The sequence below is a fragment of the Pseudomonas sp. S2_F07 genome, assembly GCF_054668325.1.
In genome coordinates, this window is the sequence record NZ_CP162758.1 from 6,169,087 (window position 1) to 6,181,248 (window position 12,162).

At 57.1% G+C, this 12,162-nt stretch carries 10 protein-coding genes and 1 pseudogene; all 11 read right to left on the minus strand.

The features are described from left to right. Positions 1-136 precede the first annotated feature (136 nt). The 11 genes and pseudogenes from AB4O40_RS28080 to AB4O40_RS28130 all read right to left on the minus strand — a co-directional run bounded on the left by AB4O40_RS28080 (position 137) and on the right by AB4O40_RS28130 (position 12,149). A complete protein-coding gene (locus AB4O40_RS28080) occupies positions 137-1,525 on the minus strand; it encodes a DUF1254 domain-containing protein (protein ID WP_460058027.1) in 1,389 nt (462 codons plus the stop codon). A gap of 319 nt (positions 1,526-1,844) precedes the next feature. After that, positions 1,845-2,657, minus strand: coding sequence for a hypothetical protein (locus AB4O40_RS28085; RefSeq protein ID WP_056723160.1), 813 nt, complete (start codon positions 2,655-2,657; stop codon positions 1,845-1,847). 413 nt (positions 2,658-3,070) lie between these two features. Beyond that, the gene (locus tag AB4O40_RS28090; protein ID WP_056723157.1) at positions 3,071-3,529 is read right to left on the minus strand and encodes a glycine zipper 2TM domain-containing protein; all 459 of its coding nucleotides are present in this window, start codon (positions 3,527-3,529) and stop codon (positions 3,071-3,073) included. A 71-nt stretch (positions 3,530-3,600) separates the two neighbouring features. Next, entirely contained in the window at positions 3,601-4,278 is a 678-nt protein-coding gene (locus AB4O40_RS28095; protein WP_056723155.1) for a DUF3313 domain-containing protein, read from the minus strand. 151 nt (positions 4,279-4,429) lie between these two features. Beyond that, on the minus strand, positions 4,430-5,908 hold the full coding sequence (locus tag AB4O40_RS28100; RefSeq protein WP_082562928.1) for a DUF1254 domain-containing protein: 1,479 nt from the start codon (positions 5,906-5,908) through the stop codon (positions 4,430-4,432). 95 nt (positions 5,909-6,003) lie between these two features. After that, positions 6,004-7,281 carry an OmpP1/FadL family transporter gene (locus AB4O40_RS28105; RefSeq protein WP_082562914.1) on the minus strand — a complete coding sequence of 426 codons (1,278 nt, stop codon included), beginning with the start codon at positions 7,279-7,281 and terminating at the stop codon, positions 6,004-6,006. 288 nt (positions 7,282-7,569) lie between these two features. After that, entirely contained in the window at positions 7,570-8,598 is a 1,029-nt protein-coding gene (locus AB4O40_RS28110) for an AraC family transcriptional regulator (protein WP_082562913.1), read from the minus strand. 314 nt (positions 8,599-8,912) lie between these two features. Then, a pseudogene (locus AB4O40_RS28115) lies at positions 8,913-9,125 on the minus strand (site-specific integrase); the annotation flags it as partial. A 104-nt stretch (positions 9,126-9,229) separates the two neighbouring features. After that, positions 9,230-10,666: an NAD(P)(+) transhydrogenase (Re/Si-specific) subunit beta gene (locus tag AB4O40_RS28120; protein ID WP_223459269.1), complete on the minus strand. Its 1,437-nt coding sequence runs from the start codon at positions 10,664-10,666 to the stop codon at positions 9,230-9,232. Continuing rightward, positions 10,663-11,016: an NAD(P) transhydrogenase subunit alpha part 2 gene (locus tag AB4O40_RS28125; protein WP_056726684.1), complete on the minus strand. Its 354-nt coding sequence runs from the start codon at positions 11,014-11,016 to the stop codon at positions 10,663-10,665. The genes AB4O40_RS28120 and AB4O40_RS28125 overlap by 4 nt, the downstream gene beginning before the upstream one ends. A gap of 11 nt (positions 11,017-11,027) precedes the next feature. Next, positions 11,028-12,149 (minus strand): Re/Si-specific NAD(P)(+) transhydrogenase subunit alpha, encoded by a 1,122-nt coding sequence (locus AB4O40_RS28130; RefSeq protein ID WP_056726683.1) that lies wholly within the window; start codon positions 12,147-12,149, stop codon positions 11,028-11,030. Positions 12,150-12,162: the final 13 nt, after the last annotated feature.

Sequence of the window (12,162 nt, forward strand, 5' to 3'; positions counted from 1 at the left end):
AACAACAATATCTACGGTTTGCGGCCACCGTTGGCCTTTGGGTGATCAAAGCGGACGTCAGGGCCTCTGTGAAACCCTGACGCCCCGGTTCAGCGGCGGCACGCCAGCGCCGTCCGCTGTACCGGTCGTTAGGTGCTCAATTGATTTTAACGATCGCCGGCGGACTCCACGTGCCTTTGCCAGGCGGCAGGACGGAAGGGTTTTCCGTCTTCGGCCAATACAGGCGCATCACCATGTAGATCAGATCATTCGGTGCGGGCAGCCAGTTGCTTTCCTTGTCCGCGCCGGGCGAGTCCTTCTGGATGTAGAGCGTCAACGAGCCGTCTGCATTCTTCTTCATGTCGGGTAGCATCGGCGAGTTGATGAGGTAGCGATTGACCGGATTCTTGATCAGCAGTTGCGACTTGCCGTCGTACATGGTCACCGACCAGAAGGCGTTGACCGGCGGGAGCTGTCCAGCGGGAAAAGTGATCGTGTAGTTGTGCTTGCTGCCGTCAAGCGGCGTCCCGTCGGACAGGATCTTGGCCATCGGATACGTGGCCTCTTCGGCGTCGTTGGCATAGATGCCTGCTTGTGCGATGGCGGCGCGCTTTAGCCAATCACCCTTGTAGAACGCGGCATTACCGCCGGAACTCACGATGTTCCAGCCATTGACCTGTGTGCCGAGATGATTGACTGCATCCTGAACCTTCGCATGCCCAGCCTGCATGCCCGAGACCACAGCGGCCTTTTGCTCGGCGGAGAGGTCCTGGAAGTTGAAGTCCTTGCCGGCGCCAATGCCCAGACGGGCCAGCTTCGCGCGGATCGCCACTTCATCCGGGGTGGCCGGGGCAAACTGCAAGGCAAAGCCCAGATACTTGAAGAAGTCGGTCTTGGCCAGGGCCTTGTCGAACTTCGGAAAGTTGATCGCCGGCGCGGCAGGCGGCGCGGGCTGCTTGAGATAAGCCGATAACGGCTGGGCCGCATAACCGGACTGGATCTTTTCGACGTTTGGCATGTCCGCCGGATTGAAGAGCTGGGTGCGAAAGATCGCGAAGAGGAGTTGTGTTTGGGAGTGAAACACCTTCTTGATGCCAGGCGGGGTCACGCCTTTCCAGTCTGGGCCGACCAGCATGTAATCGCCGGCTTCGCTGCCGGTGGTACGGCTGCCGATGTAACCGAAGTTGTTGGTGTTGTTATCGATGAGCTGCACCGAGTAGTACCGCGGTTTCTCCACCGTCGGTACCGAGAGCACGATCGGCTCGCTACGCAGGTCCATGAACATCAAGGAATACGGCGTATCGCTGTTCGGCGAGACGATGGCCGTGTCCTTGTAGGTGAAGACATTGTGCATGCTGTGGATGTGGTTGAACGGTGCCTTGTACTGGCCTGAGTTCTTGTCCACGGCATAGTCGTACATGGTCGCGTAGTTCATCACGATGGGCAGACCGTAGATGTAACCTTCCTCGGCGATGGCTTTTGTTTCGGCGGGAGTGATGTCCGCTGCTTGGGCGTGCGTAAATCCAAAGGACGCGAGCAATACCATTGCACAGCCAAATGTTCTCGGTAGTGTGGTTATCATGAACTTGAAACTCCATTTTTCGCATTAGATGGGATTAACTGCTGATCAGGGGATATTCAGTGTCGCGTTTGCTCACGACTTGATATCTCATAACGCTCCTTTTCTTGCTGTAAGTCTTTGTTTTTTTCTGAAGCTGGTCGGCGCAAGCGCGACGCTGATCGAGGAGAACCACGACGGATGACAAGCTCAGACTGCTCGGTCAGTATAAGCAGCAAATCAAACTACGCTGCTGACATGAGAACAACTTGTCCTCTGATGCTAAAAGTAAGTCTTACGGATAGTTTCACTTAGGAAAAAGTAGCGTGTACGCCACCCGAAAGCCCCAACCGTGTGCACCATCCTCAGGACTGTCCGCCCAGTATCGCGGCCCTACCTGAAGGCTCATGGGCTGCTTGCCGACTTTGAACAATTGCGTCACGAACAGGTTGATCGGCACATTCCACTCCCTGGCTTCCCAGTCGTAAGTGGATTCTGTATTAATGCCAAAACTGGTGTACGACGCTGTGGTATAGACCAGAAAGGGTTGCAGATATGTCTGATTGACCTTCTCCTTGTCATTGGCCGGGTTGTTGTCCAGCGACCAGATGTGGTTCGCCAGAATACCGTTCGTCCAGCCGTTGGCCTGCTTCAACGCCACCGCTGTCGGTCCAATCCCCCATTGTTCGCTACTCAGTAGCTCATCACTACCGGTCGGTAACAACAACGCGGGGCCTGCACCCCAGATCCAGCCGTCCTCGGTGGGCCTTTTGGGAGAGAAAAAGAAGCTTTGCGTGGTGTCGCCCACTCCGCTTTTATCGGCAATGCCCCTCGGTGCCAGTCCATGCTGATCAATGACCGGGAGGATCGTGCGAGAGATCAGATTCCAATCGTCATTAAGTGTGAAGGGTAAAACCGGCTGGATATTGGTGACGCTCTGGATTCCATTGCCAGAGGGCCCCATTTTCTGATTCCAGTTGTATTGGATGGGCAAGCTATACAGTGCCGCGACTGGATTTAATGACTGTTTGGCCAGCTCCGCCTGATCGTCGGCCTGACTGGAAACGGAAATACCGAAAACCAAAGACGATAGCAAAAGTCGTTCAATGTACTTGTTCATGCGAATTCCTTGGATACCAATCGCCCCGGGCCCCTCGACTATCAACGGGAGCCTTCTAACGACAAGCAGAAGTTACTTGAATACCTCAATCTCAGTGGGCCGTACTTAACTGAAGCACAGCGAACAGCCACCCATTCTGTTGTTGATACGTCTTGTATTATGCCGAGGTTACTTACTTTACAAGTTTAACTTCTCCAATCAGTCATGTATTTGTCGGGTCTAGGCAGGAGGGCGTAAAGTTTACCGTTGCCGGTGGGAGGTTTTGCAGGAGCGAGCTTGCTCGCGATGGTCGTTAACGAATCGCGTGTTTACAGAATAAACGCAGCGCTCTTGAGTCCATCACGAGCAAGCTCGCTCCTACAAAATTTGTTAAGAAGGCACGTACGGTGTTTTACGAATCCGAACAGTCAGCCTTAACTGCCTTGCGGCACAACGCGGGCATCATTGCCTGAGCCCTGGATATACACCTTCGAGCCCTTGGTCAGGGACGGATTGATCGGTTGGGTCACCGATACCAGCACGCCACTGTTGACCCGCACGATGATTTGTTGCGCCTCGATCGGTTGGTCATATTTTTTCTTCTCGGCGTAGTTACCGCCAGCAGCACCGGCGAGCGCGCCGGCAACCATGGCGACGTCACGCCCGGTGCCGCCCCCGATCAAGCTGCCAACCGCCAGGCCGCCAAGACCACCGAGTACGGCGCCGACACCACTGTCGTGATTGGTCTGCATCTGCGTCAGCGATATCTGCTCGATCTTCCCTGAGCGAATCTCGATTTCACCGGCGCCGCCATCGGTTGACCCGACGGCGGAACAGGCACTTATCAGCACCGTCATCAACGTGACTGACAGCCAGGACAGGATTACTTTCATTGCGATGCACCTCGTTATTGGTATTTGATTGCAATGCTTGAGCCAACGTCTGTTGGCAGTTCAATCAAGGCTTAACTGCGAATGAACGCCCAGAGATCGACGTTCAACTTGTCGATCGCCGCTTTGAAGTCCTGGGCGGTGATCTTCTGGCTTTCGTTTTCCAGCGTTGTACCAAACACCTTGCGGACTACCCTGGCGACCGTCTGGTTGGTTCTCGCATCGATAATCTCGGCCTCGATGAACAAAGTGCTGTCCTGATCACGGTGGCCGGTGGCGGCCTGTGTTGCTCCGACTACGGCGGCGATCGGCACCACTTCGTACCATTTCATCCCTTCGTTTTCGGCATTCACCCCGGTGATCGCCGCACGCATCAGCAGGGTTTTGGAACTCGCTGACGCGGCGCCGGTATTGGAAACCACACGGTATTTCTGACCCAGGGTGCCTTTGACCTTACTGGTCATGTAGTTCTGGATGTCGGTCAGCGTTTGCTGGTTGACCCGCTCATCGGGCTTGGGCGCGGGATAGAGCTCCAGCTTGTTGAACACCACTGTGTCATAGGCATTCGGGTTCCACGACGGACTGACCCAACGCATTGTTGTGCCGCCGCTTGCCGTTTTGACTTCCTGCAAGTTGTTGTAGTTGGACAGGTAGCCCGAGTATTGCTCGACTTCAGTGACTTTCGATACGCAGCCGGTCAATAACAAGCTGCTCAGTGCAGCACTCGTTATCCATTTGTGCGAGAAGCTCATATAACGGTACTCCTTGAGGGATGTGTTCCTGAATGTCTTTTATTCAAGGTCAGACTCTGTGGACTTAGCCCTTTCGGAATAGGGCCCACTGGATCTCAGCCTGAGCAATCGAGCGACTGCTTGCTAACTGCAAGCAGTCGCAAGCGTCGCGTTACTTCGATGCCACCACTGCCGGCGGCTGCCAGCTGCCGCTGCCTGCGGGAAGAATTGAAGGCGGCGTGGCCTTCGGCCAATAGAGGCGCATCACCAGATAGGCCGTGTCGTCAGGCGCGGGCAACCAGTTGGACTCCTTGGTCTTGCCCGGCGAATCCTTCTGGATATACAGCGTCAGTGAACCGTCCGCGTTCTTTTTCATGGCCGACAGCATCGGCGAATTGATCAGGTAGCGGTTGATCGGATTCTTGATCAGCAGTTGGCTCTTGCCGTCGTACATGGTCACCGACCAGAAGGCATTGACAGGCGGCATTTTGCCGGCAGGGAAGGTCAGCGTGTAGTTGTGCTTGCCGGTATTCAACGTCTGGCCATTGCCATCGGTACGCGTAAAGGGGTACATCGCCTCGGCGGCGTCATTGCCGTACAGACCAGCCTTCGCCGCGCCAGCCCGCATCAGCCAGTCGCCTTTGTAGAACGCCTGGTCGCCGAAGAACGCGCCGACGCTCCAGCCGTTGATATTCTTCATTCCGTTCGAGAGGAACTTGTCGACCTGCTCGTCGCCGGCCTTCATCCCGAGCAGGACCGCGGCCTTGTGCTCGAGCGAGAGGTCCTTGAATTCGAAGCTGCGACCGGGGCCTACGCCGATGCTGGCCAGCTTCGCACGGATCGCCTTGTCCTCAGCCGATGGCGGCACATACTGCAGCGCCGCCGACAGGTACTCGAAGAAGTTGGCCTTGATGCCCTCCGTGGTGGCCGGCACGAAAGCGATCTTCGGCGCATCGGGCGGCGCGGGTTGATGGAGGAAAGCGGACAGCGGCTGGACCTTGTAACCCGCCTGCACCTTCTCGACATTCGGCATGTCGGCCGGATTGAACAGCTGGGTGCGGATCAGCGTCAGTGCGAAAGGGGTCGTGGAGCTGAACACCTTGTCGATGCCTGGAGGTGTCGCACCCTTCCAGTCGGGGCCTGCAATCAAATAGCTCCCGGGTGCGCTGGCCGTGGCCCGACTGCCGATGTAGCCGTAGTTATAGGTGTTGCCGTCGATCAGTTGCACCGAGTAGTAGCGTTTTTTGGAGACGGCCGGCACGGTGATCACCAACGGCTCGGCGCGCAGGTCGGTCCAGAGAAAGGAGTACGGCGTGTCGCTGTTGGGGGTAATGATGGCCGTGTCAGCGGGGGTCGCGACCTTATGATCGTGGTGCAGTTGGTTGAAGGGGGCCTTGAACTGGCTGGACTTGGAGTCCACCGCGAATTCGTTCATTACGGCGTAGTTCATGACCAGCGGCAAGCCGTAGATAAAGCCTTCCTCGGCGATCGCCTTGGTTTGCTCCAGACTCGGCGCGGGAACGCCCTTGGCCACATCGGCCTTGTCGGCCTGTGTGATCGGATCGAGCTTGCTCGTGCACCCGGTGAAAAGCGTTGAACCTACGACGACCGCCGCAGCCAATGTCCAGCCACTGTGAGACTTCCTGTTCATTTTCACCTCGTTAGTTTTGTACAAGCCGGTGTCGTGAGCGTTCATGCCCACGGCTAGATACTAGGCATGACACCTGAAACGCTCTTGGATTTTTCTCAGTAGCGCCAAGTCATGTTGCCAGTCAGGGCTTGAATCCAGGCGTTGTCGAACTCGCCTGAGACACGATTGCCTGACAACGTTTTTTGCTGATCGACGGACATGTCCCCCATCCACACCGTGACCCAACTGAAATTCACGTCTGTCTCTTTATTCAGTGAATAAGTAAAGCCTGTGGCGAAGCGCCAGGCGGCGCCCATGGGCACGGTGAGCGTACGATTACCGTCGGACACGGCGGACGTGTCATAGGCGACACCGAAATCCCAGACCCAGTCCTGGTTCATCTGGTATTGAGCGCCAAGCGCCAATTGATACGTGTCTTTGTAATGCGCATCGATTGAAGCGGCCCGGGAACCGGTTCTGGACGTGTCTACGTCAATGCCGATGTCACCGAATTTCGACCAGTCCTGCCAATTGACCGAGGCCAGAACGGCCCATTGCGTATCCAGTTGCTGGTACAGGCTGAGGGTCGCCGTTTGCGGTACTTTCAGGTCGATTTTGGTGTTGAGGCTGTTGAGGCGACTCACCAACGGAGCACTGCTCTTCACATCCAGGCGATCCTCGAAGTCGAGGTCAACCTGACTGGTGTAAGCCAGGCCAATCCGGGTACCGGGCTTTGGGGCATAAATCACGCCTGCGTTGGCGCCGTAACCCCAGGTGCTGTCCCGGTATTTGTATTGGCCGTCACCCCGTTGTGTCAGTCCGAGCGGCGCCTGATCGATGGCGGCTTCGCTCTTCAGCATCCCGTACATGGCTTTGAGTCCGACGCCGACGGACCATTGATCGTTGAAGCGATAGGCGACACTGGGTACCAGTGACAGTCCCGCAATACTCGCGTTCTGCACGAAATAACGGCCGGACCAGTCATTGTCGTAGTTTACAGCCAGACCGAAATCGCCATAGGAGCCGAAGCCGACGGACCACCGATCATCCAGTTGATGGCTGATGAAGAAACTGCCACCCGGTATGGGATCGAGCGCGTTACCGCTGCCAGTGCCCGGCGTATTGGTTTCACTGTCCCGATCGAACGATAAGTCACCAAAAAGAACCTGAGCGCCAGCGGAGATCTGTGTTCCGCTGAGGTAGCTCAAGCCGGCGGGGTTGCTGGCAATGGTCGAAGGGCCTTGTGCCCGGGCCGCTGCACCGGCATTGGCCAGTCCGACGTTGTCGGTGGCGATTTCGTACAACATCAGGCCACCGGCAACACTTCGGCCACTGGTCAAGAGTGTCAGCGCACCAAGAACAGTAATCGACAACACACTTTTATTTAATTGCATGAAATCCCTCTCTATCAGATCACTCAGTCTATGTCGCTTGCATCGCCCCAAGGCCTGGGCATCGTCTTTTATTCGTGTGGCCTTCTTGAGTGTCTGCGCGGAACTCCACCCGCAGGTGCAACTAATCGCCAACCTCATGAACAACACAAAAAACCGAAGATCAGCTTTGCAATCAGCCTGTTGTTGCGTTCACTTTACGGCAATCATCAGAAAGGCACCTTGCATTTTCGGACAGTGCGCGCGGTATCACGGGGGTATGGATGTGGTTGAATCAACCCCCCATGGAGGCTACCCCAGCCCATTTCTCCAATGCTGTGGTGACGTATTTGTCCACGTTTTGAATGCACGGGAGAAGGCGTTTGGATCCTGGTATTGAAGGGTCTGGGAGATTGTGGATATCGGCAAATCCGTATCTTTCAAGAGCTGCCGCGCGAAGTTGCTTCTGGAGTCGGTGATCAGTTCTTTGAGGTGAGAACCTTCCGCACCCAGCCGGCGTCGCAGCGTTCTTTCATTCAATGAGAATTGACTGGCGATGTGCTTGGAGTTTGCCTGTCCTTGCAATAATAGAGCGTATGCCTGACTCTTTATTTTTTCTGAAATCGTCAAATGTGACGTGGCGCTCGAAATAGTCAGTTTAAGTAGATGGTGTAAGCGTGGATTCGCCGTACATTGAATTTGTCGGAGTTGCTGATTGTTTATTACAAGTCCGGAAATGCTTGCATTGAACTGAATATTGCAGCGAAATTTTCTGATGTACGGGGTGATGTCTGATGGCTTGCGATATGAAAACTGCACACGAACGGGCGTCCAGTTAGCGCCTAATAAGGCCCGCAGCATTTGGAGGCCAACCATGACGGCAGTGTCAACAAGTAATGATTGATTGGGCAGGTCGTGGCGATAAATGACATATCCCAACAAACTGTGTTGGCCCGCCAAGGGAAGAAGCAGTGGGGTCGCGCCACGATCATAGAGATTGGCATGCCCGACCAGGTCGTTCAATGCATCGCCTGGTGTAGTCGCAAGACGCATAAGCTGACCCACCGGACCCAAATTTTCCAGCGAAAAGCGCTCACCGATCAGCAGGCCAATATGGGGGCACTGAGTGTGTTCGAATGCCGTGTTGAACAGACGAGCAACGTCCATGTAGGCGAGATGGTTGTCTTCATATGCAAATTGCTCAAGGCTGATACCAGCGTCTTTGAAAACGCCTCGCGAGGAACCCCCTATCGCGTCAACTACTTCCGGGAACCTACGGAATGGGCTTGTACTAATTTCTCCCGGCCCGCCCATTCTTAATGATGATTTTTTGGAGGGCATATTAGCTCGCTATCATTCCTGAAACTGGCGCATTGGCCACGTTGGCGAACATCTGATACATGACGAGCAATAGAGCGTAGCGCCCATGAGCCGGCGCCTGGCACCTCGCGACCGTTCTGCGCCGCCCCTCAGTCCTTGGGCCGAATCATCGAATACACGAGTCGTGCGCATTAATTGAATCCAGAAATACATAATATTCAATACATTGGTTTTAGCACGGATGCGCTTTTTTTCAAGTGGTCCATAGAGACTATGTTTCCCCCTAATAGCCGCTTCCATACATCGACGAAGCTAGGTTAGAGGGCATTAGTGCACTTCTTCTCTTCGGCATAATCATGATGCAGGTAGTGGCGTCTCACCCGCGAGCCGGCCAGCACATGGTTTTGACAGCGATCGATGACATCCAGGCTGACCCCCAAGCCCTGCATCATGGTCGCGCCGGTACGGCGCAGATCACGCGGCGTCCAGTCACCGTACTGGCCGTCGGAAAGGACCAGCGTGTCGTCGTGAGGCCGTTGTTGCAGGGCGAAGGGGGTCTCTACGTTAGCCGCGGTGTATGCCTGTGCCTTGGACGTTGCTGGACTCTCGTAGAGCAGAGCACCGCTGGAACTCAAGTAAATACTAGCTTTGTTTATTCGACGGCCTTGACCATGTCTTCGATGACCTTCTTCGCGTCGCCGAACACCATCATGGTCTTGTCCAGGTAGAACAGCTCGTTGTCCAGGCCGGCGTAGCCGCTGGCCATCGAGCGTTTGTTGACGATGATGGTCTTGGCCTTGAACGCTTCGAGGATCGGCATGCCGGCAATCGGCGATTTCGGATCGTTCTTGGCGGCCGGGTTGACCACGTCGTTGGCGCCCAGCACCAGCACCACGTCGGCCTGGCCGAACTCGGAGTTGATGTCGTCCATCTCGAACACCTGGTCGTAAGGCACTTCGGCCTCGGCCAGCAACACGTTCATGTGGCCGGGCATACGACCGGCAACCGGGTGGATCGCATACTTCACGGTCACGCCGCGATGGGTCAGCTTCTCGGTCAGTTCCTTCAGTGCATGCTGAGCGCGTGCCACCGCCAGGCCGTAGCCCGGCACGATGATCACGGTGTCGGCGTTGGTCAGCAGGAAGGTCGCGTCGTCAGCCGAACCGGATTTCACCGGACGGGCTTCTTTGGAACCCGCCGGGCCGGCCGCCTCTGCCGTATTGCCGAAGCCACCGAGCAGCACATTAAAGAAGGAGCGGTTCATCGCCTTGCACATGATGTACGAGAGGATCGCACCGGACGAGCCCACCAGCGAGCCGGCGATGATCAGCATCGAGTTGTTCAGCGAGAAGCCGATGCCCGCCGCTGCCCAGCCGGAGTAGCTGTTGAGCATCGACACGACCACTGGCATGTCCGCGCCACCGATCGGGATGATGATCAGCACGCCGAGCACGAAGGCCAGGGCCAGCATCACGGCGAAAGCGGTGTAGTCACCGGTGAGCATGAAGGTCACGCCCAGGCCCAGGGTGGCCAGGCCCAGCAGCAGGTTCAGCTTGTGCTGGCCACTGAACTGTACCGGTGCCCCCTGGAACAGGCGGAACTTGTACTTGCCTGCCAGCTTGCCGAAGGCAATGACCGAGCCGGAGAAGGTGATTGCCCCGATGGCGGCACCGAGGAACAGTTCCAGGCGGTTACCGGCCGGGATCGCGTCACCGAGCTGCTTGACGATGCCCAGCGACTGCGGCTCGACCACGGCAGCCACGGCGATGAACACCGCGGCCAGGCCGATCATGCTGTGCATGAAGGCGACCAGTTCCGGCATCTTGGTCATTTCAACGCGTTTGGCCATGATCGAACCGGCAGTGCCGCCGATCAGCAGGCCGACGATCACGTAGACGATACCGTCTTGCGCCAGCTCGGAGCCCAGCTTGTAGATCAGGCCGACCGTGGTGAGGATCGCCAGGCCCATGCCGAGCATGCCGAACAGGTTGCCACGACGCGACGTGGTGGGGTGCGAGAGGCCCTTGAGCGCCTGGATGAAGCAGACCGAGGCGATCAAATACAGGGACGTAACCAGGTTCATGCTCATGCTTGCTGCACCTCAGCCTTGGCTGCTGTTGCGGTCTTGGCAGCCGGAGCTTTGGCCGCTTTCTTCTTGAACATTTCCAGCATGCGGCGGGTCACCAGGAAGCCACCAAACACGTTGACGGCGGCCAGGGCCACGGCCAGGGTGCCCATGGTCTTGCCCAGCGGCGTCACGGTCAGCGCCGCTGCCAGCATGGCGCCGACGATCACGATGGCCGAGATGGCGTTGGTCACGGCCATCAGTGGCGTGTGCAGTGCGGGGGTGACGTTCCAGACCACGTGGTAGCCGACATAGATCGCCAGCACGAAGATGATCAGGTTGTAGATACCGTGAGAGATCAGCATGTCTTCCATTGTTTTTATCCTCAGCCGTTCTTGCGCACGATCTGGCCGTCGCGGCACATCAGGCACGCGGCGACGATATCGTCTTCAAGGTTGATCACCAGTTGTCCTTCTTTATCGAACAACAGTTTCATGAAGTCCAGCAGGTTGCGGGCGTACAGCGCCGAAGCGTCAGCCGCCACGGCGCTGGCCAGGTTGGTCGGGCCAACGATGGTCACGCCATGTTCGACGACCACCTGATCGGCCACGGTCAGCGGGCAGTTGCCGCCCTGGGCCGCCGCGAGGTCGATGACCACCGACCCCGGCTTCATCTGGGCCACGGTTTGCGCGCTCAACAGTGTCGGTGCCTTGCGGCCGGGAATCAGCGCGGTGGTGATGACGATGTCAGCCTGCTTGGCGCGTTCGTGCACGGCGGCGGCCTGGCGCTGCATCCAGCTGGCCGGCATCGGGCGGGCGTAACCGCCGACACCGACGGCGCATTCACGCTCTTCATCGGTCTCGTAGGGCACGTCGACGAACTTGGCGCCGAGGGATTCGATCTGCTCTTTTACCGCCGGACGCACGTCAGACGCTTCGATCACCGCCCCCAGGCGTTTCGCCGTAGCGATCGCCTGCAAACCGGCCACGCCAGCACCGAGGATCAGCACGCGCGCCGCTTTCACGGTGCCTGCCGCGGTCATCAGCATCGGCATGAAGCGAGGGTAGTGGTGAGCGGCCAGCAACACAGCCTTGTAACCGGCGATGTTGGCTTGCGACGACAGTACGTCCAGGCTCTGAGCGCGGGAGGTACGCGGCGCGGCTTCCAGGGCAAAGGCGGTAATGCCGCACTCGGCCATTTTGGCGATGGTTTCGTTGCTGAACGGGTTGAGCATGCCCACCACAACGGTGCCGCTTTTAATCAGCGCCAGCTCGCTGTCGCTGGGCGCGACCACCTTCAAAATCAGCTCTGCAGCAAACGCGTCATTGGCGCTGCCAATGGTTGCGCCTGCCGCTTCATAGGCACTGTCGACAACGCTGGCATTAATGCCGGCGCCGCTTTGTACAGTGACCTTATGGCCCTGGCCGATCAGCTTCTTGATGGTTTCCGGGGTTGCAGCAACCCGTGTTTCACCGGTCTGGGTTTCGAGAGGAACACCAATGTGCACGTCAAATCTCCTG